29 protein-coding genes, 1 pseudogene and 1 riboswitch are annotated in these 23,785 nt (G+C 69.3%); of the genes and pseudogenes, 10 read left to right on the top strand and 20 right to left on the bottom strand.

Annotated features, from left to right (window positions below):
- Positions 1 to 16: 16 nt before the first annotated feature.
- A pseudogene (locus tag AVR91_RS28030) lies at positions 17 to 841 on the bottom strand (aldo/keto reductase).
- Between the two features lie 48 nt (positions 842 to 889).
- Positions 890 to 1,708, bottom strand: coding sequence for a helix-turn-helix domain-containing protein (locus tag AVR91_RS28025; RefSeq protein WP_063275998.1), 819 nt, complete (start codon positions 1,706 to 1,708; stop codon positions 890 to 892).
- 114 nt (positions 1,709 to 1,822) lie between these two features.
- Here AVR91_RS28025 and AVR91_RS28020 point away from each other — a divergent pair, with 114 nt between their 5' ends.
- Positions 1,823 to 2,185, top strand: coding sequence for a nuclear transport factor 2 family protein (locus AVR91_RS28020; RefSeq protein WP_063275999.1), 363 nt, complete (start codon positions 1,823 to 1,825; stop codon positions 2,183 to 2,185).
- Positions 2,186 to 2,188: 3 nt separating this feature from the next.
- On the opposite strand, the gene gcvP is transcribed toward AVR91_RS28020, so the two are convergent.
- Positions 2,189 to 5,068 (bottom strand): aminomethyl-transferring glycine dehydrogenase, encoded by a 2,880-nt coding sequence (gcvP, locus tag AVR91_RS28015; RefSeq protein WP_063276000.1) that lies wholly within the window; start codon positions 5,066 to 5,068, stop codon positions 2,189 to 2,191.
- Between the two features lie 170 nt (positions 5,069 to 5,238).
- A riboswitch (glycine riboswitch) is annotated at positions 5,239 to 5,340 on the bottom strand.
- A gap of 46 nt (positions 5,341 to 5,386) precedes the next feature.
- Entirely contained in the window at positions 5,387 to 5,968 is a 582-nt protein-coding gene (locus AVR91_RS28010; protein WP_005150040.1) for a MerR family transcriptional regulator, read from the bottom strand.
- A gap of 267 nt (positions 5,969 to 6,235) precedes the next feature.
- On the opposite strand from AVR91_RS28010, the gene AVR91_RS28005 reads away from it, so the two are divergent.
- Entirely contained in the window at positions 6,236 to 6,880 is a 645-nt protein-coding gene (locus tag AVR91_RS28005; protein WP_063276001.1) for a TetR/AcrR family transcriptional regulator, read from the top strand.
- A gap of 78 nt (positions 6,881 to 6,958) precedes the next feature.
- Here the strand turns inward: AVR91_RS28005 and AVR91_RS28000 are convergent, their stop codons facing one another.
- From AVR91_RS28000 to AVR91_RS27975, 6 genes are all read right to left on the bottom strand, one after another.
- Positions 6,959 to 7,432: a bifunctional nuclease family protein gene (locus AVR91_RS28000; RefSeq protein ID WP_005150031.1), complete on the bottom strand. Its 474-nt coding sequence runs from the start codon at positions 7,430 to 7,432 to the stop codon at positions 6,959 to 6,961.
- A gap of 220 nt (positions 7,433 to 7,652) precedes the next feature.
- A complete protein-coding gene (gene ftsR, locus AVR91_RS27995; protein WP_043848101.1) occupies positions 7,653 to 8,414 on the bottom strand; it encodes a transcriptional regulator FtsR in 762 nt (253 codons plus the stop codon).
- Positions 8,411 to 8,878, bottom strand: a complete 468-nt coding sequence (gene garA / locus AVR91_RS27990; RefSeq protein ID WP_016334077.1) for a glycogen accumulation regulator GarA — start codon at positions 8,876 to 8,878, stop codon at positions 8,411 to 8,413. The genes ftsR and garA overlap by 4 nt, the downstream gene beginning before the upstream one ends.
- 125 nt (positions 8,879 to 9,003) lie before the next feature.
- Positions 9,004 to 9,387, bottom strand: a complete 384-nt coding sequence (gene gcvH, locus AVR91_RS27985; protein ID WP_005150021.1) for a glycine cleavage system protein GcvH — start codon at positions 9,385 to 9,387, stop codon at positions 9,004 to 9,006.
- 63 nt (positions 9,388 to 9,450) lie between these two features.
- Positions 9,451 to 10,062 carry a CDP-alcohol phosphatidyltransferase family protein gene (locus AVR91_RS27980; protein WP_063276002.1) on the bottom strand — a complete coding sequence of 204 codons (612 nt, stop codon included), beginning with the start codon at positions 10,060 to 10,062 and terminating at the stop codon, positions 9,451 to 9,453.
- A 37-nt stretch (positions 10,063 to 10,099) separates the two neighbouring features.
- Positions 10,100 to 10,333: a hypothetical protein gene (locus tag AVR91_RS27975; protein ID WP_016334075.1), complete on the bottom strand. Its 234-nt coding sequence runs from the start codon at positions 10,331 to 10,333 to the stop codon at positions 10,100 to 10,102.
- Positions 10,334 to 10,902: 569 nt separating this feature from the next.
- Here AVR91_RS27975 and AVR91_RS27965 point away from each other — a divergent pair.
- Together AVR91_RS27965 and AVR91_RS27960 are read left to right on the top strand one after the other, a co-directional pair.
- On the top strand, positions 10,903 to 11,151 hold the full coding sequence (locus AVR91_RS27965; protein WP_063276003.1) for a hypothetical protein: 249 nt from the start codon (positions 10,903 to 10,905) through the stop codon (positions 11,149 to 11,151).
- Between the two features lie 23 nt (positions 11,152 to 11,174).
- Positions 11,175 to 11,552, top strand: a complete 378-nt coding sequence (locus tag AVR91_RS27960) for a hypothetical protein (RefSeq protein ID WP_063276004.1) — start codon at positions 11,175 to 11,177, stop codon at positions 11,550 to 11,552.
- A gap of 15 nt (positions 11,553 to 11,567) precedes the next feature.
- Here AVR91_RS27960 and AVR91_RS27955 read toward each other — a convergent pair whose 3' ends face one another.
- Positions 11,568 to 11,954: a hypothetical protein gene (locus tag AVR91_RS27955; protein WP_228709376.1), complete on the bottom strand. Its 387-nt coding sequence runs from the start codon at positions 11,952 to 11,954 to the stop codon at positions 11,568 to 11,570.
- A 144-nt stretch (positions 11,955 to 12,098) separates the two neighbouring features.
- Between AVR91_RS27955 and AVR91_RS27950 the strand changes: the two genes are divergently transcribed.
- The 4 genes from AVR91_RS27950 to AVR91_RS27935 are packed head-to-tail and all read left to right on the top strand — an operon-like array spanning position 12,099 to position 15,863.
- Positions 12,099 to 13,067, top strand: coding sequence for an adenylate cyclase (locus AVR91_RS27950; protein ID WP_063276005.1), 969 nt, complete (start codon positions 12,099 to 12,101; stop codon positions 13,065 to 13,067).
- Between the two features lie 2 nt (positions 13,068 to 13,069).
- Entirely contained in the window at positions 13,070 to 14,044 is a 975-nt protein-coding gene (locus AVR91_RS27945) for a hypothetical protein (RefSeq protein ID WP_063276006.1), read from the top strand.
- Entirely contained in the window at positions 14,041 to 15,234 is a 1,194-nt protein-coding gene (locus AVR91_RS27940; RefSeq protein ID WP_063276007.1) for an adenylosuccinate synthetase, read from the top strand. The genes AVR91_RS27945 and AVR91_RS27940 overlap by 4 nt, the downstream gene beginning before the upstream one ends.
- A complete protein-coding gene (locus tag AVR91_RS27935) occupies positions 15,231 to 15,863 on the top strand; it encodes an NUDIX domain-containing protein (protein ID WP_063276008.1) in 633 nt (210 codons plus the stop codon). Before AVR91_RS27940 ends, AVR91_RS27935 begins: the two co-directional genes overlap by 4 nt.
- Before the next feature lies 1 nt (position 15,864).
- Here AVR91_RS27935 and AVR91_RS27930 read toward each other — a convergent pair whose 3' ends face one another.
- From AVR91_RS27930 to AVR91_RS27920, 3 genes are all read right to left on the bottom strand, one after another.
- On the bottom strand, positions 15,865 to 16,623 hold the full coding sequence (locus tag AVR91_RS27930) for a D-Ala-D-Ala carboxypeptidase family metallohydrolase (protein WP_063276009.1): 759 nt from the start codon (positions 16,621 to 16,623) through the stop codon (positions 15,865 to 15,867).
- A gap of 260 nt (positions 16,624 to 16,883) precedes the next feature.
- Positions 16,884 to 18,587, bottom strand: coding sequence for an AMP-binding protein (locus tag AVR91_RS27925; RefSeq protein ID WP_063273544.1), 1,704 nt, complete (start codon positions 18,585 to 18,587; stop codon positions 16,884 to 16,886).
- Between the two features lie 40 nt (positions 18,588 to 18,627).
- Positions 18,628 to 19,470 (bottom strand): crotonase/enoyl-CoA hydratase family protein, encoded by an 843-nt coding sequence (locus tag AVR91_RS27920; protein ID WP_063273543.1) that lies wholly within the window; start codon positions 19,468 to 19,470, stop codon positions 18,628 to 18,630.
- Between the two features lie 128 nt (positions 19,471 to 19,598).
- Here AVR91_RS27920 and AVR91_RS27915 point away from each other — a divergent pair, with 128 nt between their 5' ends.
- Positions 19,599 to 20,486: an alpha/beta fold hydrolase gene (locus AVR91_RS27915; protein ID WP_063273542.1), complete on the top strand. Its 888-nt coding sequence runs from the start codon at positions 19,599 to 19,601 to the stop codon at positions 20,484 to 20,486.
- A complete protein-coding gene (locus AVR91_RS27910; RefSeq protein ID WP_063273541.1) occupies positions 20,476 to 21,036 on the top strand; it encodes a GNAT family N-acetyltransferase in 561 nt (186 codons plus the stop codon). Before AVR91_RS27915 ends, AVR91_RS27910 begins: the two co-directional genes overlap by 11 nt.
- Here AVR91_RS27910 and cobA read toward each other — a convergent pair.
- From cobA to rpmB, 6 genes are all read right to left on the bottom strand, one after another.
- Positions 21,024 to 22,241, bottom strand: coding sequence for a uroporphyrinogen-III C-methyltransferase (cobA, locus tag AVR91_RS27905; RefSeq protein WP_063273540.1), 1,218 nt, complete (start codon positions 22,239 to 22,241; stop codon positions 21,024 to 21,026). The two genes, AVR91_RS27910 and cobA, sit on opposite strands and share 13 nt — an antisense overlap.
- Before the next feature lie 54 nt (positions 22,242 to 22,295).
- Positions 22,296 to 22,703, bottom strand: coding sequence for an ankyrin repeat domain-containing protein (locus tag AVR91_RS27900; RefSeq protein WP_063273539.1), 408 nt, complete (start codon positions 22,701 to 22,703; stop codon positions 22,296 to 22,298).
- 63 nt (positions 22,704 to 22,766) lie between these two features.
- Positions 22,767 to 23,015, bottom strand: coding sequence for a 30S ribosomal protein S18 (gene rpsR / locus AVR91_RS27895; RefSeq protein WP_016334059.1), 249 nt, complete (start codon positions 23,013 to 23,015; stop codon positions 22,767 to 22,769).
- Positions 23,012 to 23,317, bottom strand: coding sequence for a 30S ribosomal protein S14 (gene rpsN, locus AVR91_RS27890; protein ID WP_016334058.1), 306 nt, complete (start codon positions 23,315 to 23,317; stop codon positions 23,012 to 23,014). The genes rpsR and rpsN overlap by 4 nt, the downstream gene beginning before the upstream one ends.
- Complete coding sequence (gene rpmG / locus AVR91_RS27885) at positions 23,317 to 23,484, bottom strand: 50S ribosomal protein L33 (protein ID WP_016334057.1); 168 nt, start codon at positions 23,482 to 23,484, stop codon at positions 23,317 to 23,319. The genes rpsN and rpmG overlap by 1 nt, the downstream gene beginning before the upstream one ends.
- Positions 23,484 to 23,720, bottom strand: coding sequence for a 50S ribosomal protein L28 (gene rpmB, locus AVR91_RS27880; protein ID WP_005149951.1), 237 nt, complete (start codon positions 23,718 to 23,720; stop codon positions 23,484 to 23,486). Before rpmB ends, rpmG begins: the two co-directional genes overlap by 1 nt.
- Between the last annotated feature and the right edge of the window lie 65 nt (positions 23,721 to 23,785).

Genomic DNA, 23,785 nt, shown 5'->3' with positions numbered 1-23,785 from the left:
CCCGCAACTCGCGTGATCACGAGGAGAAGGTGTCCGGGTCCGGGCCGGTGCGCGTTCCGTCGTCGAACTCGGCGAGCGCCGCGAGATCGTCTTCGGCGAGTTCGAAGTCGAAGACGTCGAAGTTCTCGCGGATCCGGGACGGTGTCACGGATTTCGGGATGGCGACCGTGCCGAGCTGCAGATGCCAGCGCAATACGAGCTGCGCGGGGCTTTTGCCGTATTTGGCGGCGAGGGCGGTCAGCGTCGCGTCCGAGAGCAGGGATCCCTGCGCGAGCGGGCTCCACGCCTCGGTGACGATGCCGTGCTCGGCGTGGAACTCCCGCAACGCCTTCTGCTGAAGCCGGGGATGCAGCTCGACCTGGTTGACCGCGGGCACGATCCCGGTCTCGTCGAACAGCCGCCGCAGATGCGGGACATGGAAGTTCGACACCCCGATGGCCCGCGCCCGGCCGTCCGCGTAGAGCTTTTCCAGCGCCCGCCAGGTTTCGACGTACTTCCCGCGGGCGGGCATCGGTCAGTGGATCAGGTACAGATCGACGTGGTCCAGCCCGAGCTCCGCGAGGCTCGCGTCGAACGCCCGCAGCGCCTCGTCGTAACCGTGGCCCGGATTCGGCAGCTTCGTGGTGACGAACAGGTCGTCGCGGGGCACTCCCGCCGAGCGGATCGCCTCGCCGACCCCGGCTTCGTTCCGGTACGACGCGGCGGTGTCGATGCTGCGGTACCCGGCCTCGATGGCGGTCCGGACGACCTTGGCCGTGTCGCCCGCGGGCACCTGCCAGACGCCGAAACCGAGTCGGGGGATGGCTACCTCGTTGTTCAGGACGACGGAAGGCACGGCCATGGAAGGGAAATCCTCACTGGGGTCTGCGGCTGGGCTTCTTGTCCCGCATCATTCCATCCCACGCGCGGCGTACGCGCGCAGATATTCGGCCGTGTCCGCGTCGGCCGGGAAGAAGGACTCGATCACCAGCTCGGCGACCGTGACGTCCAGCGGCGTCCCGAAGGTGGAGACCGTGCTGAAGAACGTGAGTTCGGCGTCCTCGTGCCGCAGCTTCAACGGGACGAAGATGTCACCCGGTCCGGGGACCTCCACCTCGGGAACGGGGTCCGCACACGGATAGGTGAGCAGTTCCTCCAGCAGCTCGGTCAGCATCGGGTCGGCGGTCTGGATCACCTGACGCCGCAGCCTGCCGAGCAGATGGGCACGCCACTCCCCCAGGTTCAGTACGTACGGCGCCATCCCCTCCGGATGCAGCGTCACCCGCAGGACGTTGACCGGCGGTGTCAGCAGGGCCGGCGAGACCAGGCCGGTCATGAGCGAGATGCTCGCGTTGGCGTCGACCAGGTTCCACCAGCGGTCGACGACGGCGGCCGGGTACGGCTCGTGGCCGGTCATCAGCTGGCGCACCGCCTCGCGGACGGCCGCCAGCTCCGGGGCGGCGAGACCGGTTTCGGCGTACGCGGGCGCGTACCCCGCGGCCAGCAGCAGCTGATTGCGTTCCCGCAAGGGCACCTCCAGATGTTCGCCGAGCCGCAGCACCATCTCGCGGCTGGGCTTGGACCGGCCGGTTTCGACGAAGCTCAGGTGCCGGGTGGAGATGTCCGCCGAGATGGCGAGATCCAGCTGGCTGATCCGGCGGCGGTCACGCCATTCACGGAGGAGTTCCCCGACGGGGCGGCCCGCGCTCACTGTGGTCGTCACGATCACGAACCTACGGCCCCGGGTGCCGCGCCGCCATTACCTCCCGCGTAATCGACGGGACCCGCCCTCGGCCGACAGAGTTGCGGCATCGGTTACCCCACAACGAAAAGAGGAGACACCATGTCGGACATCCAGCGCGTCGCCGAGCAGTACATCGCCGTGTGGAACGAGACCGACGCGGACAAGCGCCGCGCCCTGATCGCCGACGTCTTCACCGAGGACGCCGCCTACACCGACCCGCTCGGCGCCGTCACCGGCCACGACGGCGTCGACGGCTTCATCGCCGGCGCGCAGGCCCAGTTCGCGGGGCTGAAGTTCAGCCTGCCCGCGGCGCCCGACGCGCATCACGACATCGCGCGGTTCCAGTGGTACCTCGGCCCGGAGGGCGCGGAGGAGCCGCTGGCGATCGGTTTCGACGTCATCACCGTCGAGGACGGACGGATCAAGCAGGTGCTGGGTTTTCTCGACAAGATGCCCGGCTGACCCTCACGCGAAGGCCTCCGGTGGCGGACAGGAGCAGACGAGGTTGCGGTCACCCGCGCCCCCGTCGATCCGGCGCACCGGGGGCCAGATCTTCGAGGCGGTGAACCCGGCCGGGAAGACCGCGATCTCCCTGCTGTACGGGCGATCCCACTCACCCGCGAGACAACGCGCGGTGTGCGGCGCGTTCCGCGGCGGGCTGCCCTCCAGCGGCCACTCCCCCGCGGCGACCTTCTCGATCTCGCCGCGGATCGCGATCATCGCGTCGCAGAACCGGTCGAGTTCGCCGAGATCCTCGCTCTCGGTGGGCTCGACCATGAGCGTCCCCGCGACCGGGAAGGACATCGTCGGCGCGTGGAGCCCGTAGTCGGCCAGCCGCTTGGCGACGTCGTCCACGGTGACGCCGGTCCGTTTGGTGAGCGCGCGGAGATCGAGGATGCATTCGTGCGCGACCAGGCCGTCGTGCCCGGAGTACAGCACCGGGTAGTGCTCGGCGAGCCGTTTGGCGACGTAGTTGGCGTTCGCGACCGCGGTCAGCGTCGCCCGCTTCAGGCCTTCCGCGCCCATCATCCGGACGTAGGCCCAGGAGATCGGGAGGATCGACGCGCTCCCCCACGGCGCGGCGCTGATCGGCCCCACCCCGGTCGCCGGGCCCGCGTCCGGCTGCAGCGGATGGTTCGGCAGGTACGGCGCCAGATGCGCGCGAACCCCGATCGGGCCGATACCCGGTCCGCCGCCACCGTGCGGGATGCAGAAGGTCTTGTGCAGATTGAGATGCGAGACGTCCGCGCCGAACTTCCCGTACTGCGCCACCCCGATCAGGGCGTTCAGGTTCGCGCCGTCGACGTACACCTGGCCGCCCGCGTCGTGCACCAGCGCGCAGACCTCGCGGACGGTGTCCTCGTACACGCCGTGCGTGGAGGGATAGGTGATCATGATCGCGGCGAGGTCGTCCGCGTGCTCGTCCACAGTGGACTTGAGGTGTCCGAGGTCGATATTGCCCTCGTCGTCGCATTTCACGACGACCACGCGCATCCCGGCCATGACCGCGCTGGCCGCGTTCGTCCCGTGCGCGCTGGACGGGATCAGGCAGACGTCACGGGCGGCGTTCCCGCGTTCACGGTGGTACGCGCGAATCGCCAGGAGACCGGCGAACTCGCCCTGGCTTCCGGCGTTCGGCTGCAGGGAGACCGCGTCGTAACCGGTGATCCCGGCGAGCCATCGCTCCAGATCCTTGACGACGGTGAGCAGACCGGCCGCGTCCTCGGCGGGCGCGAACGGATGCAGCCCGGCGAACTCGGGCCACGTGATCGGCTCCATCTCGGCCGTGGCGTTGAGCTTCATCGTGCACGAGCCCAGCGGGATCATGCTCCGGTCGAGCGCGACGTCCTTATCGGACAACGCCCTCAGGTACCGCAGCAGCGCCGTCTCGGAGCGGTGTGCGTGGAAGACCGGATGGGTCAGATAGTCGCCGGTGCGGCGCAGATCCGGCGGGAAACCGTCCGCGGTGTCCGTGTCGAGCGAGTCCACATCGGACACCGCGACCCCGAACGCCTTCCACACCAAGGAAAGATGCTCACGGGTGGTCGTCTCGTCGCAGGTGACGGCGACGTGGTCGGAGTCCACGAGCCTCAGATTGACCCCGAGTTCCCGTGCCGTGCCGACGATCCCCGCCGCACGGCCCGGGACGGAAACCGTGACAGTGTCGAAGAATTCGCAGTGCACGACGTCGACACCGCTCTCGGCGAGGCCCGCCGCGAGCACCGTGGCCATCCGGTGCGCGCGGTTCGCGATGGCGCGCAGCCCTTCCGGGCCGTGGTACACCGCGTACATCGACGCGATCACCGCCAGGAGCACCTGTGCGGTGCAGATGTTGCTCGTCGCCTTCTCGCGGCGGATGTGCTGTTCGCGGGTCTGGAGCGCGAGCCGGTACGCGGGCGCGCCGTCGGCGTCCTTCGACACCCCGACCAGCCGGCCGGGCAGTTGCCGTTCGAGCCCCTGCCGGACGGCGAGGTACGCCGCGTGCGGTCCGCCGAAGCCCATCGGGACGCCGAAGCGCTGCGTCGATCCGATCGCGACGTCGGCGCCGAGTTCACCGGGCGGCCGCAGCAGGGTCAGCGCGAGCGGATCCGCGGCCATCACCACGGCCGCGCCCAGCGCCTTGACCTCGGCGATGGTGTGCTCCCATTCGCGGACGACCCCCGAAGCACCCGGATACGACAGCAGCACGCCGAAGAAGTCGCCGCCGAGCCCGAGTCCGGTGATGCCCTGGGACAGGTCCGCGGTCACCAGGTCGATGCCGAGCGGTTCGGCGCGGGTGCGCAGCACCTCGATCGTCTGCGGAAGGGTGTCCTCGTCGACCACGAACCGGTTCGATTTCGCCTTGCCCGCTCGGCGGACCAGCGTCATCGCCTCGGCCGCGGCGGTCGCCTCGTCCAGCATGGAAGCGTTGGCGATCGGCAGGCCGGTCAGGTCGGACACCATGGTCTGGAAGTTGAGCAGCGCTTCGAGGCGCCCTTGCGAGATCTCCGGCTGATACGGCGTGTACGCGGTGTACCAGGCCGGGCTCTCCAGCACGTTGCGGCGGATCACGGGCGGGGTCACGGTGTCGTGGTAGCCGAGGCCGATCATCTGGACCATCGGCCGGTTGCGCGCGGCCAGCGCGCGGAGTTCGGCGAGCGCGCCGGTCTCGGTGGCGGGCGGCGGCAGGTCGGGCGGGGTCGCGGACTCCCGCAGCGACGCGGGGACGGCCCGCTCGGCGAGCTCTTCGAGGGAGGCGACGCCGACGACGTCGAGGATGCGCTCGAGCTCTTCGGCACCGGGACCGATGTGCCGGTCCGCGAAGGGGGTTCCGGATTCGAGAGCGGCCAGTGACACGGGCTCCATCGGGGACCTCCCAAGACGCGGGGGTGGGGCCGGGACGATTGTCCTGGCCCTCCCCACTCTGTCCGTACCCCCGAGGGGGCGCCTGAGAGTTTCGCCCGAGTGTTGAGCCGGGCTTGCACCGTCGGCGGGGCCGCCAGGCTGTGACCTGGCGAACCACTTTCCAGAGGCGTCTCTTCCGCGCGGTCCAGGGTGCCTGAGAGGTTCCGGGGAGGACTTGCTCCTTCGGCGCCGAGCTCAACGGTTATCGACTCGGTCTCTCCCGCGCGGATTCGTCGACCGCGGAAGTGAGCCTACCCTGCCGCTCCCGCGGCCTCATGATCAGCCGGTGCGACGGGCGTTGCGGCGCTGCGTGAGCTCGTCCGGCGTGACCGTTTCGATCACGCCGCCGTCGGCCCGCTCGGCCGGGAACTCGTGGATGGTGCCGCTGATCTCCTGCATCGCGCCGCTGACCGCGATCCCGAAGACACCCTGCCCGCCCTGGAGTAAATCGACGATCTCTTCGGGCGAAGTGCACTCGTAGACGGTGGTGCCGTCCGAGAACAGGGTGACCTTGGCGAGGTCGCGGACGCCGCGCAGGCGCAGGTGGTCGACGGCGACGCGGATGTTCTGCAGGGAGACGCCGGTGTCCAGCAGCCGCTTGACCACCTTCAGGACGAGGATGTCCTTGAACGAGTAGAGCCGCTGCGAGCCGGAACCGTGTGCCGTGCGGATACTCGGCGCGACCAGCTTCGTGCGGGCCCAGTAGTCGAGCTGCCGGTACGTGATCCCGGCGATCTGGCAGGCGGCGGGGCCGCGGTAGCCGACGAGTTCGTCCGGGAGGGAAGAGTCGGGGAACAGCTCGCCCTGCTCGCCGTCAGCGACCGGAACGAGCGGCTCTTGAGGGCTACCAGCCTCGACCACGCCATGCCTCCCCTCGCCCGACCTGGCGGCCGGCGAACAAAGCCGCGCGGACCCACGGGAGTCCGCACCGGAGTTCCTCGTCAAGACGAATGCCCCAGACATCCGAATCACACCTTGGCGATTCACCTTCATTGACGGTAAGCGCGTCCGGCAAACCGGTCAACGCGACGCGCGGTCGGCCTCAAGCTCTTCTTGAGGCTTGTCGAGGACAGTCGCCCGTTCGGCCGCATGGTTGCCGGTTTTACTCAGTCGTGTTAATTTTTACTCATGCAAGTAAATCCCTCCACCCAGAGTGCCCTGCAAGAGGTCCAGGCGGAGCTGGGGCTGTCGGTCACCGAGGCGGCCCGGCGGGCCCAGATCGTCGGGGCCGCGATCGCGACGATCGCCGACTTCGGCTACCACAAGACGTCGTTCGCGAAGATCAAGGAGCGGGCCGGGCTGTCCAGCACCCGGATCATCTCCTACCACTTCACCAACAAGGCCGGCCTGATGCAGGCCGTGGTCACCACCGCGACCGGGATGAAGGACAAGTTCCTCGAAGAGCGCATCGAGGGCAAGACCGACCGTGCCGGGCTGCTGCGCGGCTACATCGAGGCGGAGATCGCCTTCCTCGGCTCGTACCCGGAACTGGTGCGGATCATGGTCGAGATGGCGTCCAGCGGCTCGGACGCCGAGGGCTGGTTCATGTCGGCGCCGCTCGTCGAGGAGTTCCGGACCGGGCGGCTCGAACGCCAGCTGCGCCAGGGCCAGCAGGAAGGCGCTTTCGGCGACTTCGCGGCGGATGTGATGGCACTGTCGATCGCGCAGGCAATAGACGGCGTCGCGGCGAAGTTCGCGGCGGATCCGAAGTTGGACCTGGAGCGGTACGGCCGGGAGCTGGCCGACCTGTTCCTCAAGGCGACCGCGGCCTGATCCGCATTCAGAGGACTAAACGCGCACGAAGAAGGGGCGGCACCAGCAGGCGCCGCCCCTTCGGTCAAGTTCCCGGGATCAGGTGTCCGCGCCGCGGAAGTCCTCCGGCGAGACCGAGTCGAGGAACTCGCGGAACTTCTCGACCTCGTCCTCCTGCTCGTCGGGGATGATGAGGCCCGCTTCTTCCAGCACCGCGTCGACGGCGTGGATCGGCACCCCCACCCGCAGCGCCAGCGCCACCGAATCGCTCGGCCGCGCCGAAACCCGGATGTCCCCGTCGAAGACCAGTTCCGCGAAGAACGTGCCTTCCTTCAGGTCGGTGATCACGACCTGTTCCAGCTCACGGCCCAGCGCGCCGATGACCTCCTTGAGCAGGTCATGGGTCAGCGGACGGGCCGGGCGGACTCCCTGCTGCTCCAAGGCGATGGCGGTGGCCTCGACCGAGCCGATCCAGATCGGCAGGTAACGCTCGCCTTCGGTTTCCCGCAGCAACAAGATCGGCTGATTCGCGGGTAGCTCCACCCGCACGCCGACGACGCGCATCTCGCTCATCGGGCTTCGCCTCCCTCTCGTGCGCACGGGCCGCAACGCTTGTCTCGACGACCAAGCGACGGTAGTCCCGACGCTACCCGTCTTCCGAGCGCTGTGCTCGCTGTCTCCGACATTCTCGGTTCGCCCGTGGCAAACCCGACTCTCACGGTACGGCATAGGGTGCCGAACATTCAGGCATTGACAAGTGGCCTCACAACGGCTCCCGGCCCCCTGGAACCGTTCAACCGCCCGTGACAGCCCGTATTCCGGCCTTCACCAAGAGCGTGTGCAACGCCACGGTCAAGGCCGCGAGTTCCCGGACGACCTCGTCGCCCCTCGCTTTGGCGTCCTCGTCACGATGCCGATACACCGGGGTCACGATCTGCTCCAGCAGGCCGACCTCGCGGTCGGCCGCCGCCCGGAAGGCACGCAGATGTCTCGGCTCGATACCGAATTCGGTCATCGCCTTCACGGTCTTGGCCACGAGGACCGCGTCGGGGTCGAAGAACCCCGCCGCACCTGGGCGCACCAGACCGTATTGCCGCAGCTCAGCCAGGGTGGCGGCGTCGATGCCGGCCTGGCGGAGCAGATCTTCCTCGGTCAGCCTGATCTCGCGATCGGTCTCGAAGTCCCCGGGGGACGGCAGTCCGCCGTTCTCCCCCGGGGCTTCGAGTGAAACGAGTTTCCGCGGCAGCCTCGGCATCGCCGCTTCCGGCGCGGCACCCCGATCCGCCGCGTCCAGCTGTTCCTTGATGACCTTCAGCGGCAGGTAGTGATCCCGCTGGGCGGACAGGACGAACCGCAACCGCTCCACGTCCGCCGGAGCGAACTGCCGGTACCCCGACGGGGTCCGGCCCGGCTGGACCAGACCCTCCGCCTCGAGGAACCGGATCTTGGAGATGGTGACATCGGGGAAGTCGCCGCGCAGCTGTGCCAGCACGGCCCCGATGCTCAACCCATCGCGCTGCGACGCATCCCGATCAGGCCGCCCGGCCGCCGTCACCGTGCCCCCTGGCCCCCGGAACCCGGGCCGGTCAGGAAGACCAGGCGGAACTTGCCGATCTGCACCTCGTCGCCACCCGCGAGGACGGCCTGGTCGACCGGCTCGCGGTTGACGTAGGTGCCGTTGAGGCTGCCGACGTCGATGACGACGAACTCGCCGCCCTCACGGCGGAACTCGGCGTGCCGCCGGGAGACCGTGACGTCGTCGAGGAAGATGTCGCTGTCCGGGTGCCGTCCCGCGCTGGTGGTGTCGCGGTCCAGCAGGAAGCGCGAACCCGCGTTCGGGCCGCGCTTGACGACCAGCAGCGCGGAACCCGCGGGCAGCGCGTCCACACCCTGGACGGGGGCCTCGGCAGCCGGAGGAGCCTCAGTGCCTTCGACGTCGGCCAGGAAGTCGGCCCGGAAGACAGAAGTCCGCTCCGGAGACTGCTCCGGGGGAACGCCGGGCCCGTCGTTCGTGCTCACCTGAGCTCTCCTAACGCATGTGTGTTGCCACTACTCAAGAACGTGTGGAGGTCAAACGTACCGTGCCTGATCGAATCTCCGGCCCGCGGCTCCCCCTACTCTTCCCGAAGGGCCACGGCCTGCGGCTATTCCTTGATCAGCGCCTGGTACGCCTCGGCCTCCAGCAGGGATTCCACCGAGCTCGCGTCGTCGAGACGGAGCTCGATCAGCCAGCCCTCGCCGTACGGGTCGCTGTTGATCAGCTCGGGCGACTCGGTCACCGCGTCGTTGACCGCGACCACCTCGCCGTCGAGCGGGGCGAACAGCTCCGAGACGCTCTTGGTCGATTCGACCTCGCCGAACGCGTCGCCCGAACCGACCTGCTTGCCGACCTCGGGCAGTTCGACGAACACCACGTCACCGAGCTGATCCTGGGCGTACTCCGTGATGCCCACGCGCACGAGCCCGCCGTCGCGCACGGAGACCCACTCGTGCTCCTCGGTGTACCGCAGTTCTTCTGGAGTGGACAACGCCGCTCCCCTTTCTGATGCCCTCACTCGAAACCGACGCGCGCAGTTTCGCATCCCGCCGGGTCACGCGCCCGGCGCCTCCCGCAAGGCGCGCACGGTCTGGACGATGTACAGCACGCCCGAATAGACGTACAGGACGGCACCCCACGCCGTGAAGGCGTAGCCGATCGGCCGGGCGATCGCGGCGATGTCGGAGCCGCCCTGGGTGAGCAGCAGGAACGGGAAGGCGTACATCAGCACGAAGGTGGCGCCCTTGCCGATGTAGGTGACCTCCGGCGGGGCGAACCCCCGCCGCCGCAGCAGCAGGACGCAGACGCCGAGGACTACCTCCCGCACGACCAGCGGGACCACCAGCCACCACGGGATGATGTCGCGGATCAGGAAGGCGATGAGGGTCGCGAGGATGTAGAGCCGGTCGGCGGCGGGGTCCAGCAGCTGGCCGAGCCGCGACATCTGGTTGAGCCAGCGGGCGAGTTTGCCGTCGAGCCAGTCGGTGAGCGCGCTGAACACGAGCAGCGCGAGCGCCCAGCCGTCCTCCTTCGGGCCGAGGAGCAGCCACAGGAAGACCGGCACTCCGGCGAGCCGGAGGATCGAAAGCATGTTGGGGACGTTCAGGGCCTGCCGCAGCAGGGAAGGCTCTTCGCTGGTCACGCTCGGTTCGGGGGGCGTACTCACCCGCTCAGCCTAGCCAGCGGCGGCAGGTCCTCCCGCGTCAGCTGGCCCGGGTGTGCGTCCAGCCGCGGCGTTGCAGGTCCGCGCTGGTCAGCGCCACGGGCCTGCCTCGGTGGTCGGTGCCCATCCAGCGATGGTGGCCGGCCGAGTTCTCCAGGACGTACGGGCGGCCGCCACACCAGACGACGGTGCACGGGGCCGTCGGGGGAAGCTCCGTGCTCGCCGGTGCGGTGGCCTGGGGTGACGCGGGGTCGGTCTGTTCGTCGGTCTTCATCGCTCTCACGGTTTCGGTGACGGGGACTGGGACACGCCGGAGCGCTACTTTCCTTTTCGGCAGAACGGGGCCGCGCGTTAACGGCTCGGCACCGGATTCGTCCGATCGGTTCGCGACGACAGCAGGGTGTTGCCGCGCCGTGAACGGCATATTAATTGTCCACAGTGGACAGTGGTCGGGCGGTCCTCGCGTATCGCGGCGGCACGGTCGCGATAGCCTCCCGCGAATCGAACGTGGCTCAATGCCACGACATCGGGCCCGGCCGGGTCAGAATGGGCCGGCCACGACCGGCCGACGAAAGGATCGCCTTGCCCGTCTCGACGACCACGGGAACGTGGCGGCGCCTGTTCGCGGTCTGCGCCGTCGCCGGAACGCTCGCCGCCTGTTCGGGCGAAGCTCCGCCACCGCCAGTCACTTCGATGTCGGTCTCACCGCCGTCACTCTCTTTGAGCGCTTCCCCCGTCTCGGTGCCACCGATCCCGTCGCAAACCGCGCCGAGTCCGTCCGCCGCCCCGACTTCCGCCCCCGCACCGAAACCCGCTGAACCGGTACAGGGCTCCTGCGGGACGGTGACCGCGGCGAGCGGGCTGACCCTGCAGGTGCTCAACGGGCCGGGTGTCTCCTGCGCGGACGCGACCGGGGTCGTCGATTCGTTCCACAAGAGGATCGCCGGACGTCAGTCCGCGGGCTCGGACGAGCCGGTCAGCGAGACCGTGGACGGCTGGCTGTGCGTCTCCGGCGCCCCCGCCGCCCAAGGCGGCACCAGTTGCAGCAAAGGCGAGCAGAACGTGTTCGCCGCCGTCGTCCCCGTCGAATGAACCATCCCCGAGAAGAAGGGCCCATGAAGAGCCTCGCCGTGCTTCCCGCCGCGCTCGCCGTCGTCCTGCTGGGCGGTTGCGGCGCCGATCCCGCGCCCGCGGCCGCACCGCCGCCGTCCTCCCCCGCTTCCACGCCGGCACCCGCCGGAACACCCTGCGGCGAGATCGCCGGACTTCAAGGCGCGAAGAACAAGGTCGTGGCACGCGGGAAAACCGACTGCGGCGAAGCGACACAGGTACTCACGGACTACTTCGCCAAGCTGACACCCGCCGAAGCGGCGTCGCCGCAGGGCCCCGGACCGGTGGTGATCGGCGCCTGGACCTGCGGGAGCGGACCGAACGATCCAGTGACGAGCTGTTCGACCGAGGACGACCGGCAGATCGACGCCACCCGGAGCTGAGCACGGCCGGCGGCGTCACTTCCCGCGACGCCGCCGGTACAGGACGCCCAGTCCGATCAGCATTCCGAGCAGGACCAAGCCGACGAGCGCGACGACAACCAGGCTCAAGACCCGCGAAGTCTTCGACCGGTAGGCGAATCCGTCACCGGCGAAGATCCTGTCGCCTTCCGCGACCCTCTCACCGTCGATCCTCCCCTGAGCGGTGCGCCCGTCGTCGAATCGCCACCCGGCCGAGCAATACGGGAAGCTGCCGCTCATCGGCGGCCCCTCCTCGACGCATCCGGAGACGGCGGTGACCGTGACGTCCTCTCCGGTGTTCAGTTCGCGCACGCGGTCGCCGAGGGCTCCCCCGGTCACCCACAACAGGAAAACGAGCGGGATCCCGCCCAGCAGCAGCTGCAAGAGAATCCTGGAAGTCCCCGGTTCACCTGGCAAGAAAATCCCTTCTTCCCGACCGTTCCAGGCTATTCGCCGAAGCGACGGAGCAGCACGGGATTTGTACCCACCCCCTTGCCAGCCGAAGTAAGAGTCGTCTAGACTCAAACTATGCTCACCAGGGAAGACGCCATGAAGGCGGTCGAGGACGCGGCCGACCCGGCCGTACTGTTCGCCCGCCATCGCTACCGTGAACTGGCGGCCGTGCTCCACCCCGACCGCAATCCCGGCGACGCGCGGGCCCACCGCGCGGCCGCCATGCTCAACCGCCTCCACGACGAGTGGAAACGGTCCCGGCGTCAGACGGTCACCACGGCGACGTCGGCGTACACGCTCGTCGCGCCGTACGCGGTCGGCAGTGTCGCCACGACCTACCGGACCACCGGCCCGCATCTGGTCAAACTCGTCCGCGATCCGGCGCTCAACCCGCTGATCCACGCCGAATGGGAGGCGTTGCGCGCGCTCGACGGCTTCACCGAACGGCACCGGTGGCTGCGCCCCTATTACCCGCGGCTGCTCGACACGTCGGGCCCCGTGGCCAGGGGCGATCGGGCGTTCAGCGTCCTGGATCCGCTCGTCGACGGCTTCCTCACCCTCGCCGACATCGGGAAGGCCTTTCCCGGCGGGCTCGACGGCCGCGACTACGCCTGGATGCACCGTCGCCTCCTGCGTGCCGTGGCAGGCGCGCATCGGGCTGGTTTCGTCCACGGCCACCTCACCGCGGACAACGTGCTCGTTCATCCGGCACAGCACGGCATCGTCGTCGCCGGCTGGTCCTTCGCCGTCGAAGACGGTGCGCTTCCGCTGGCGGCCGACAAATCCGTCCGCTACCCACCGGAAGTCCACAAAGGACTGCCGATGACCGCTGCCACCGACGTCCACATGCTCCACAGCTTGATGCTGGAACTGCTGGCACCGGACGAAACCCGCCAACGCCGGTTCGCCGAGGGATGCCTCCAGGTCATCCCCGCACACCGACCCGAGGCCGTCGATCTGCTCGACGAGTACGACGAACTGCTCGCCGACCTGTACGGCCCCCGCACCTTCCGACCGTTCATCATCCCCGAGACAGGAGCCTGACCATGGGACACGGACACTGGGACGACAACGCCTACGCCGCCGCGAAGACCTTCCGCGCGGCCAAGGGCGAGGACGACTTCGGCTACACCGCCGATCTCCGCTCCAAGCCCGCGAAGGAATGGAAGGTCGCACCCGCGCTGGACCCGCTGAACGCCGTGCGGGAATGCCGGGATTCGGCCGACCACAGCGATTCGACGCCGATCGCCGTGCTGTTCGACGTCACCGGTTCGATGCGCCGGGTGCCGCGGATCATGCAGGGCAAGCTCGGTAAGCTGCACGGTCTGCTGAAGCGCCGGGGCTACCTGACCGACCCGCAGGTGCTGTTCGGCGCGATCGGCGACGCCGACAGCGACCGGGTTCCCTTGCAGGTCGGGCAGTTCGAATCGGACAACCGGATGGACGAGCAGCTGCGCACGATCTTCCTCGAAGGCGGGGGCGGCGGGCAGAAGAGCGAGTCCTACGAACTGGCGGCGTACTTCATGGCGCGGCACGTCGTGACCGACGCGTGGCAGAACCGCGGCCGCAAGGGCTATCTGTTCATCATCGGCGACGAGCTGAACAAGCCCGCGCTGGAGGCCCGCCACATCCGCCGGGTGATCGGGGACGACGTGCGGGAGGACATCGACCCGGCCTCGGTGTACCGGGAGCTGGCGCGCAAGTGGCACGTCTACTTCGTGCTGCCGAACCAGTCCTCGTACTACAACGACCCGCAGATCGGTGAGCACTGGAGCGATCTGCTCGGCCAGAACTTCCTGAAGCTGGACGACCCGGGCGCGGTGTGCGAACTGATCGCCGCCACCATCGGGCTGGAAGAGCGGGTGGTCGACGTCGACCGCGCGCTCGCCGACCTCGCGGACGTCGGCTCGGTCGCCGAAAGTAAGGCGGTCGGCAAGGCGCTGGCGAGGCTGGGCACCAAATCGGTCGTCACGTCGGCGGTGCCCGAGGCCGACGGGCCGAGCGACGTGGTGCTGCGATGAGTCTCCTTGATGGTCACGTGGTGGTGGTCGGGCTCGGCTTCGGTGACGAAGGCAAGGGCGCGGTGGTCGACGCGCTCTGTGCCGCCCGGCCCACCACCGCGGTGGTCCGCTTCAACGGGGGCGCGCAGGCCGCGCACAACGTCGTCGTGGACGGGCGGCACCACACCTTCAGCCAGTTCGGGGCGGGCACGTTCGCCGGCGTGCCCACCCATCTGTCGCGGTTCGTGCTCGCCGAGCCGTTCGCGCTGGCCGCGGAAGCCCGGCGGCTCGAAGCGGTCGGCGTCCGGAATCCGCTTTCGCTGCTGAGCGTGGACGGCCGGGCGCTGCTCACGACGCCGTTCCACATCCACGCCAACCGGGCCAGGGAGGAGGCCCGTGGCGTGAACCGGCACGGTTCGTGCGGCAAGGGCATCGGCGAGACCGTCTGGTACTCGCTGTTGCCCGGGGCCGTGCCGGGGGACGTCGTGGAGAGCCAGGAGGTGATCGGGACGCCGGGGGAAGCGCCCACGGTCGCCGACTGCGCCCGGCCGTCGGTGTTGCGGCGCAAACTGGACGCGCTCGCGCGGTTCTACGCGCCGCTCGCCACGCCACCGCACAGCGTGGACGAACTGGTGGCGCTGTACCGCGATTTCGCGGGCGCGGTGCGGATCACCGACGGGGACGAAACGGGGCGGCTGGCGGATTCCGGGCGGCTGGTGTTCGAGGGAGCGCAGGGGGCTCTCCTCGACCAGTACCACGGGTTCCATCCGCATACGACCTGGTCGACGACCACGCCGCACAACGCCCGCGCCCTGTTGGGCGGGCGCCCGCACACCGTCGTGGGAGTGACGCGGACCTACCTCACCCGGCACGGCGCGGGCCCGCTGCCGACCGAGTGCGCCGCCGTACTCGCCCGCTTTCCCGAGGCGCACAACGAAACCGGCGAGTTCCAGGGCGCGTGGCGGGCGGGCCATCTCGACGCGGCGTTGCTGGACTACGCGATCGCGGCCTGCGACGGCGTCGACGCGCTCGCGGTGACCCATCTCGACGCGACCGGGCTGAAGGTCGTACCCCGGGACGGTTCGGCCGCCGTCGATCTGCCGGATCCGCTGGCGTGGTTCGGCGCGCGGCTGCCGGTGGCCGTCATGGGGTACGGCCCGGACAGGGCCGGTTACCGGGTCGCGGAGGCAAGGTCGACAATCAACGCGTGATCGATTCGACGCCGGTGTCCGTTGACGTGCTCGTGGTGCGGTTCGCCCCCGGCACCCGGAACGTGCTGCTGGGAATCGCGCCGCGGGCGGCCGAGCCCTTCGAGGGGGAGCTCGCCCTGCCCGGGGTGCTGCTGGGACTCGGGGAACGGTTGCGGGAGGCGGCGAGCCGGGCGGTGGTCGGCAAACTCGGCCTCCCGACCGACGCGGTCTCGGCGACCGGACAGCTCGCCACCTTCGACGAGCCGAACCGTGATCCCCGCGGCCCCACGCTCTCCATCGCCTTGTGGGCCACGGTGAATCCCGCGCTCGACGATCCGGGGAACGTCGTCTGGGTGCCGCTGGACGAGGTCCCTCCGCTGGCGTTCGACCACGACCGGATCGTCGCGGACTGCCGCCCGATGCTGGCCGAACGGCTGTGGCGGGACGTCGCCTTCACCGCCGGGCTGCTGGGCCCGATCTTCACCACGGCACAGGCGCTGGACGCCACCGAAGCGCTGACCGGGGACCGCCCCTATCCGGCCAATCTCGGCCGGACGATGGAGCGGGTCCCCGGTTTGCGGCGTACCACCGAACACGCGGCCGCCCTCCCCAAGGGAGGACGGCCGCCGTCCCTGTGGCGCTGGGAGTGACTCAGATCCCGCAGGAGGACGCCGACCAGAACCGCGTCGACCGGTGTGCCACGTGCGTGTGATCGTTGTGGCCGGGGTAGCCCGGGCCGAGGATCTCGGCGAACCCGTGGTTACGGGCCTGCTTCGCCAGTCCGCAGAAGCCCTGTGAGCCGGCACCGAGATCGACGGCGTCACCGTAGAGATGACGGCTGTTGGTCGCGCCGCCGACCGCGTTGTTGCAGGCGACGCTGCGGAAACCGCCGTTGACGTCGATCGGCCGGTCGCCCATGGCGTGCCGCATCGCCTGCAGCTTCCACATCGAGACCAGCGCGTTGGCCTTCGCCGTCGCCGGTGGGACGTTGCCGCCCGACCAGTCGGAGTTGCACCGGTTCAGTTCCGCGTAGGTGAAGTTGACCGGCGTGCAGTCGTCGTCCTGCAACGCGTAGAGCTTCGAGAACGTGGCCGGACCGGCGATGCCGTCCGCCCCCAGCCCGTACGCCTGCTGGAACCGGGTGACCGCGGCCTTGGTCCCCGCGCCGAACTGGCCGTCGAGGGCGAGCACGCCGCCGTAACCGGGGTACCCGGCCACGCGGATCTGCAGCTGCCGGACGTCCTCACCGGACGCGCCTTCCGACAACGTGCGTCCCCAGGAGTAGCAGGCGTCGGCGACGGACACATCGCCCGCAGTCACCGGGCCTGGATCGGCGGCGGCCGGGGTGGCCACCGCGGTACCGAGCCCCGCCACCAGGGCGAGCATCGGCAGGAGGAAACGAATGCGCATGACAGGAACACCTTTCAAAGCAGGGAAGGTGAGACCCGTGACCCCCACGGGTTGTCAACGATTCACTGCCGAGGATGCTAACGCGGTTCCGGTTACCGCGCTGTGGGTCGTTCGACCCACACGCCCGAACCCGGAACTCGCGTGATTGAAGACGTGACTCGCGTGATTGGAGGCGGAACGCGCCGGATCACGCGAGTTCCGCCCTCGATCACGCGAGTTCCGTGTTCAATCACGCGAGTTCGGGGTTCGGGGCCGGGCCGTCAGCCCTTCAGCTGGGGGAAGTCCTCTTCGCGGAACTCCCCCGCCGGGCGGCCGTCGGCCTCGTTTTCGCGACCGCGCAGTTCGACCCGCCGGATCTTGCCGGAGATGGTCTTCGGCAGTTCGGTGAACTCCAGCCGACGGATTCGCTTGTACGGGGCCAGATGTTCCCGGCAGAAGGCCAGGATGGACACCGCGGTGTCGGCCGTGGGCTCGTGTCCGTTCGTCAGGACGACGTAGGCCTTCGGTACCGCCAGCCGGATCGGGTCCGGCGCCGGGACGACCGCCGCTTCGGCGACCGCTTCGTGTTCCAGCAGGACACTTTCCAGCTCGAACGGCGAGATCCGGTAGTCCGACGCCTTGAAGACGTCGTCCGTCCGGCCCACGTAGGTGATGTAGCCGCGTTCGTCGATCGAGCCGACGTCGCCGGTGTGGTAGAAGCCGTTCGCGAAGGCCGCGGCGGAGCGTTCCTCGTCGTCGGCGTAGCCGGCCATCAGCCCCACCGGCCGCTTGTCGAGGTCGAGACAGATCTCGCCCTCCTGCGCGCGCTCCCCGGTCACGGGGTCCACGAGTGCCACGGTGAAGCCGGGCAGCGGGCGGCCCATCGACCCCGGCACGACGTCCTGTCCGGGGGTGTTGGCGATCTGGACGCTGCTCTCCGTCTGCCCAAAACCGTCGCGAATCGTTACGCCCCAGGCCTTTTCGACCTGGTCGATCACCTCGGGGTTGAGCGGCTCGCCCGCGCCGACCACCTTGCGCGGCGGCGTCTTCAGCACGGTCAGATCCGCTTGGATGAGCATCCGCCACACCGTCGGCGGAGCACAGAAACTGGTGATCCCGCACCGTTCCATCTGCGCCATCAGCGAGACCGCGTCGAACCGTGCGTAGTTGTAGAGGAACACCGTCGCCTCGGCGTTCCACGGCGCGAAGACGTTGCTCCACGCGTGTTTCGCCCAGCCAGGCGAGGAGATGTTGAGGTGGACATCGCCCGGCTCCAGGCCGATCCAGTACATTGTGGACAGATGGCCGACCGGGTACGAGACCTGGGTGTGCTGCACCAGTTTCGGCTTCGCGGTGGTCCCCGAGGTGAAGTACAGCAGGAGCGGGTCTTCCGCCGCCGTCGGGCCGTCGGGCGTGAAGGTGTCGGCTTCGTCGTAAGCGTCCACGAAGGACTGCCAGCCCTCGACCCGCTCACCGACGGCGATACGCGTGTAGTCGCCCTCGACGTTCTCGAACTTGTGCGCGTCGACGGACCGGATCACGACGTGTTTCGCCGCGCCCCGCTCGACCCGGTCGGTGAGGTCCGCCGGGCCGAGCAAGGTGGAGGCCGGGATGATGACGGCGCCCAGTTTGATCGCGGCGAGGATCGTCTGCCACAGCTCGCCCTGGTTGCCCAGCATCAGGATCAGCCGGTCGCCCCTGGCCACGCCGAGCGAACGCAGCCAGTTCGCGACCTGATTGGACCGCCGCGCCATTTCCGGATAGGTCCAGCGGTTCTCGATGCCGTCCTCTTCGACGATCCACAGCGCGTACCGGTCCTGATTGGCCGGATCCGCCGCGACCACGTCGAACCAGTCGAGCGCCCAGTTGAACTCGTCGGGCCGGGGCCAGGTGAAGTCCCGATAAGCGGTTTCGTAGTCCTCGCGATGGGCCTGCAGATAGTCCCGTGCCTCGCGGAACGTGCGGTATGCCTCCGAAGCGCTCACGATCGTCCTCCTGGTCCGCTGGTTGGGCCGCCGGTTCTTTCTACTCCCCCTTGAACTCGGGCGCTCGGCGCTCGAGGAAGGCCTGCACGGCCTCGCCGAGATCCTTGCTGGGCAGGAACGCCGCGTTCCAGGCCGAGACGTAACGCAGGCCGTCCGAGACCTGACGTTCGGTGTTGGCCGAGAGGACGTTCTTGGTGCCCTGCACGACCAGCGGCGGGTTCGTGGCGATCTCCGCCGCCAGCTTGCGGGCCTCGGCCAGCAAGCTGTCCTGATCCGCGTAGACGTCGTTGACCAGGCCGATCTTCTCCGCGCGCGCGGCGTCGATGTCCTTGCCGGTCAGCGCCAGTTCGCGCAGGTGCCCCTCGCCGATGATCGGCGCGAGCCGCTGGAGGCTGCCGAGGTCGGCCACGATCGCGACCTTGACCTCGCGCACGCTGAACTTCGCGTCGGCGCTCGCGAGCCGGATGTCGGCGGCCGCGACCACGTCGACGCCACCACCGATGCACCAGCCGGAAATGGCCGCGATGACCGGTTTGCGGCATTCCGCGACCGAGGACACACTCGCCTGGAGGGTCCGGACCTCGTCGAGGAACCTGGTCCGCGGGCCCGCGAGCGCGTCGCCGCCGAGCATTTCGCCCCAGCTGGGCATCATCGCGGGCAGGTCGAGCCCGTAGGAGAAGTGCTTGCCACTCCCGGTCAGCACGACCGCCCTGACCTGCGGGTCCGCGTCGAGCGCGCGGAAGACGATCGGCAGCTCACGCCAGAAATCGGGGCCCATCGCGTTGCCCTTGGACGGACCGAGCAGCGTCACTTCGGCGACGTGCCCGTCGATCTCCACCTTGAGCGAAACGAGATCGGGAAGACTGTCAGCTGTAGCGGTCATGGGGTCATCTTGACTCATGTGATTGACAGGCTGCCAACGGCCACTGTGCCCGGCCGCCCCTGAGATGCTTTCCTGGTACCAGCGAGTACTACCGGTGAGTACCGACGATCGACGAAGGACGGTGGGATATGAGCCCGGCCAGCAGCGCCACCGCGGTCGCCGACCTGCCCGCGCCGGCCCCCGGACGGCGACGGGAACGATCCTCCCGGCCGATCGAACTGTCGGGATCCTTCACCCATGAGGGTCACCGGCTCGCCTACACCGAGTTCGGCTCCGGCGACCGGGTGGTCGTGCTCACCCACGGCATCATGCTGACGCGGCGGATGCACGCGCCGCTCGCCCGCAGGCTGGCCCGCGCCGGTTTCCGGGCGGTGACCCTCGACCTGCTCGGGCACGGCGATTCGGACCGGCCCACGGACTCCTGGCTCTACTCGATGCCCGCGTTCGCCGAGCAGACCGTCGCGCTGCTCGACCACCTGGAGATCGACGCCGCCGTCATCGGAGGGACGTCGCTGGGCGCCAACGTCGCGCTCGAAGTCGGCGTCGCCGCGCCGGAGCGCGCGCTCGGCCTGGTCGTCGAGATGCCCGTGCTGGACAACGCGATCGTCGCCGGGCTGATCACGTTCGCGCCCCTGCTCATGGCCGCCCGGTTCCTGCCGGTGACCGTGCAGGGCGTGGCGCTGGCGGCGAAACTCGTGCCGCACGGCAACCAGTGGGTCGACGTCGTCACCGACACGCTGTCCCAGCAGCCCGCGCCGATGGCCGCGCTCCTGCACGGCGTGCTCTTCGGCCGGATCGCGCCGCCCAAGTCGATCCGGTGCAGGATCGAGACCCCGGCGCTGGTCATCGGGCACGAGCGCGATCCGATCCACCCCTTCGGCGACGCGGACACCCTGGCCGCGGACATGCCGGCGGCCGAGTTCGTCCAGGCCCGCAGCCCGGTCGAGTTGCGCTTCGACCCCACCCGCCTGACCGACACCATCGCCGACTTCTCCGCGCGCTGCCATGACCGTTGAGCCGGCGCCGACCCGGGACGCGGGCGCGGAAGAACTGCGGACCGGGCGGCTGCTCTTACGCCGCCCGGATCCCGGAGACCTCGACGCGATCTTCGCCCTCCACACCGATCCGGAGGCCTGCGCGCACAACCCTTCGGATCTGCTGGAGACACGCAAGGAAGCGGAACTGCTGTTGCTCCGCTGGTCGCACCAGTGGAACCGGTACGGCTTCGGGTACTGGACGATCCGTCGGCACGACTCGGCGGAGCCGCTGGGGTTCTGCGGAATCAAGATCGTCGGCTTCCGGCGCCGCCCGGTGCTGAATCTCTTCTACCGCCTGTTCCCCGCTTCCTGGGGTTCCGGGTACGCCGGCGAGGCCGCCACCGCTGCGGTGGGCTGGGCCCGCGCCCACCGGCCGGACGACCTCGTGATCGCCCGCGTCCGGCCGGAGAACGTCGCGTCGCAGCGGGTGGCGCTGCGGGCCGGGCTGGTCCGCGCGGAGCACCTCGACACCCCGGGCGACGACGGCACCGACTGGTTCTTCGTCTCGGACCCCGGCTACGAAGGCTGAGCCAGCCCCGCTACCGGGCCGAAGACGATCACAGCGGGCGGCCGCACCCCGGCCGTCGCCGCGTCCTCGACCACCTTGTCCAAAGTGGAGCGGAGAACCCGCTGTGTGCGCATGGTGCCGTCCTCGATGATCGCCACCGGCGTGTCACCCGGCCGCCCCGCCTGGAGCGCCTTGGCGAACAGCGGAAGCCGCTCGACCCCCATCATCAGCACGATCGTGCCGCGCATCTTCGCCAGCTGATCCCAGTCCACCAGCGACTTCTCGTCGTCCGGCGCGACGTGACCGGACACCACGACGACCTCGTGCGCGACACCGCGGTGGGTCACCGGGACGTCCGCCGCGGCGGGGACGGAGAACGCGCTCGTGATGCCCGGGACCATCGTCACCGGGATGCCCGCTTCGGCGCAGGCGAGGACTTCTTCGAAGCCGCGGCCGAACAGGTACGGGTCGCCGCCCTTGAGCCGCACGACGAACTTCCCGGCCTTGGCCCGTTCGATGAGGGTGGAGTTGATCACGTCCTGGCTGGCGGCACGGCCGTACGGGATCTTCGCGGCGTCGACGATCTCGACATGGGGCGCGAGTTCGTCGAGCAGTTCGCGCGGGGCCAGCCGGTCGGCGACGACGACGTCGGCCCTGGCGAGGAGACGGCGGCCGCGGACGGTGATCAGTTCCGGGTCGCCGGGGCCACCGCCCACGAGGGCGACGCCGGGGAGGTCGTCGTGGGCGTCCGGCATCCGGCCGTCGGCGACGGTGCCCGCCCGGAGGCCGTCGAGGACGCTGTCCCGGACGGTGGCCGACCGCAGCGGCTCGCCGCCGGAGAGCACGCCGACCAGGAGCCCGCCGTGCCTGCCGGACGCCGGGGTGACCGCGCTGCCGAGATCGCCGTCGTCGGCGCGGACACAGAACACCCGCGCGCGTTCCGCCTCGGCGCAGACGGCGGCGTTGACCTCGGGGTCGTTCGTGCACGCCAGCGCGTACCAGGCGTCGGTGAGGTCGCCCTCGGTGTAGCGGCGTTCGTGCCAGACGATCTCGCCGGCGTCGGCCATGGCGCTCACCGACGGCGTGGTGTGCGGCGAGACCAGTTCGACCCGCGCGCCGGCACTGATCAGCCGGGGCAGGCGGCGCTGGGCGACCGTCCCGCCACCGATCATCACGACACGACGGCCGGCCAGGTCGAGGCCGGAGAGGTAATGCGGGTCATCCATGCGGGGCAGTGTAAGGATTCAGCGCCCCGGACCGCGATCCGAGTGAGAACCGCCTCAGCGCTCGAGCAGAGCCAGCAGCTCGGTGTTGCCGAACATCCTGGCCGCGTCGATCGCCGAGGGCTCCCCCGCCGTCGCGTCCGCGCCGCCCTTGAGGAGCGCCTTCACGACCTCGGGCTCGTTCTTGAAGACCGCCCCGGCGAGCGGGCTCTGGCCCCGGTCGTTCTCGCGGTTCGGGTCGGCGCCGCGTTCGATCAGCGCCGCGACGGTCTCCGCGTGACCGTGGTAGGCGGCGAGCATGACCAGCGTGTCGCCCCGGTCGTTGGTCAGGTTCGGCGAGATCCCCGCGTCGACGTACGCGGCGAGTTCGGCCGTCGCACCCGAGCGGGCGAAGCCGAACACCTTGGCCCACAACTCCAGCAGTTCGGGATCGAATTCCTCGGCCTGTCCGGGGTTCTCCGTCATGGGGCCGATTCTTTCACAAGGCCGCGGTCCGGGCGGTGCGTCGCACCACCCGGACCGGCGGTGTCAGCGCCCCGCGTTGGGGTACGGCAGCAACGCCATCTCGCGGGCGTTCTTGATCGCCGTGGCGACCTGTTTCTGCTGCTGGGGCGTCAGCCCGGTGACCCGGCGGGCACGGATCTTGCCGCGGTCTGAGATGAACTTCCGCAGCAGGTCGGCGTCCTTCCAGTCGACCTCGGTGATCTTGTTGGCGTGCAACAGGTTCGTCTTGCGCTTGTACGGACGGTCGCGGTTCGGCTTGCCCATCGCGCTCACCAGCTCGACTTCGTGACGCCGGGCAGTTCGCCGTTGTGCGCCATCTGCCGCATCCGGACCCGCGAGAGCCCGAACTTCCGCAGGTAGCCACGAGGGCGGCCGTCGGCGGCGTCGCGATTGCGGATCCGGGTCGCGCTGGCGTCCCGCGGCATCGCCTGCAGGGCCGACACGGCGGCCGCCTTCTCCTCCGGCGACGCGGAGGGCGAGGCGATGGTGGCCTTCAGCTCACGACGCCGTTCGACGTAGCGGGCGGCGACGACCTTGCGCTGCTCGTTCTTGGCGATCTTCGACTTCTTGGCCATCAGCGCTCCTCCTTGAACTCGACGTGCTTGCGCGCGATCGGGTCGTATTTGCGCAGCACCATGCGGTCCGGGTCGTTCCGGCGGTTCTTCTTGGTGACGTAGGTGTAGCCGGTGCCGGCGGTCGAGCGGAGCTTGATGATCGGCCGGATGTCGGTGCTCTTGGCCATCAGAGCTTCACCCCTTTCGCGCGGAGCTCGGCCACGACGGCTTCGATGCCCCGCTTGTCGATGGTCTTCATTCCCTTCACCGAGACCCGCAGCCGGACCCAGCGCCCTTCGCTCGGCACGAAGTACCGCTTGGCCTGCAGGTTCGGCTCCCAGCGCCGGGACGTGCGCCGATGCGAATGCGACACCTGCTTCCCGTAACCCGGTTTGCGGCCGGTGACCTGGCACACGGCGGACATATACCCTCCCAAGTTGATATCGGTTGTCGTTTTCATTTACTCTACACAGCCGAACCAGAACGCCC

It is taken from the genome of Amycolatopsis keratiniphila subsp. keratiniphila (assembly GCF_001620365.2).
GTDB lineage: Bacteria > Actinomycetota > Actinomycetes > Mycobacteriales > Pseudonocardiaceae > Amycolatopsis > Amycolatopsis keratiniphila.
Note: the sequence above shows the minus strand (reverse complement) of the source record. Positions and strands in the feature narration are given on the sequence as shown.

Excerpts from the sequence above, each read along its gene's own strand:
- AVR91_RS28020 (WP_063275999.1), top strand. The coding sequence starts at position 1,823 with ATGTCGGACATCCAGCGCGTCGCCGAGCAGTACATCGCCGTGTGGAAC.
- gcvP (WP_063276000.1), bottom strand. The coding sequence starts at position 5,068 with ATGGAGCCCGTGTCACTGGCCGCTCTCGAATCCGGAACCCCCTTCGCG.
- AVR91_RS28005 (WP_063276001.1), top strand. The coding sequence starts at position 6,236 with ATGCAAGTAAATCCCTCCACCCAGAGTGCCCTGCAAGAGGTCCAGGCG.
- AVR91_RS28000 (WP_005150031.1), bottom strand. The coding sequence starts at position 7,432 with ATGAGCGAGATGCGCGTCGTCGGCGTGCGGGTGGAGCTACCCGCGAAT.
- AVR91_RS27975 (WP_016334075.1), bottom strand. The coding sequence starts at position 10,333 with ATGAAGACCGACGAACAGACCGACCCCGCGTCACCCCAGGCCACCGCA.
- AVR91_RS27960 (WP_063276004.1), top strand. The coding sequence starts at position 11,175 with ATGAAGAGCCTCGCCGTGCTTCCCGCCGCGCTCGCCGTCGTCCTGCTG.
- AVR91_RS27950 (WP_063276005.1), top strand. The coding sequence starts at position 12,099 with ATGCTCACCAGGGAAGACGCCATGAAGGCGGTCGAGGACGCGGCCGAC.
- AVR91_RS27945 (WP_063276006.1), top strand. The coding sequence starts at position 13,070 with ATGGGACACGGACACTGGGACGACAACGCCTACGCCGCCGCGAAGACC.
- AVR91_RS27940 (WP_063276007.1), top strand. The coding sequence starts at position 14,041 with ATGAGTCTCCTTGATGGTCACGTGGTGGTGGTCGGGCTCGGCTTCGGT.
- AVR91_RS27930 (WP_063276009.1), bottom strand. The coding sequence starts at position 16,623 with ATGCGCATTCGTTTCCTCCTGCCGATGCTCGCCCTGGTGGCGGGGCTC.
- AVR91_RS27920 (WP_063273543.1), bottom strand. The coding sequence starts at position 19,470 with ATGACCGCTACAGCTGACAGTCTTCCCGATCTCGTTTCGCTCAAGGTG.
- AVR91_RS27915 (WP_063273542.1), top strand. The coding sequence starts at position 19,599 with ATGAGCCCGGCCAGCAGCGCCACCGCGGTCGCCGACCTGCCCGCGCCG.
- AVR91_RS27910 (WP_063273541.1), top strand. The coding sequence starts at position 20,476 with ATGACCGTTGAGCCGGCGCCGACCCGGGACGCGGGCGCGGAAGAACTG.
- cobA (WP_063273540.1), bottom strand. The coding sequence starts at position 22,241 with ATGGATGACCCGCATTACCTCTCCGGCCTCGACCTGGCCGGCCGTCGT.
- AVR91_RS27900 (WP_063273539.1), bottom strand. The coding sequence starts at position 22,703 with ATGACGGAGAACCCCGGACAGGCCGAGGAATTCGATCCCGAACTGCTG.
- rpsN (WP_016334058.1), bottom strand. The coding sequence starts at position 23,317 with ATGGCCAAGAAGTCGAAGATCGCCAAGAACGAGCAGCGCAAGGTCGTC.
- rpmG (WP_016334057.1), bottom strand. The coding sequence starts at position 23,484 with ATGGCCAAGAGCACCGACATCCGGCCGATCATCAAGCTCCGCTCGACC.
- rpmB (WP_005149951.1), bottom strand. The coding sequence starts at position 23,720 with ATGTCCGCCGTGTGCCAGGTCACCGGCCGCAAACCGGGTTACGGGAAG.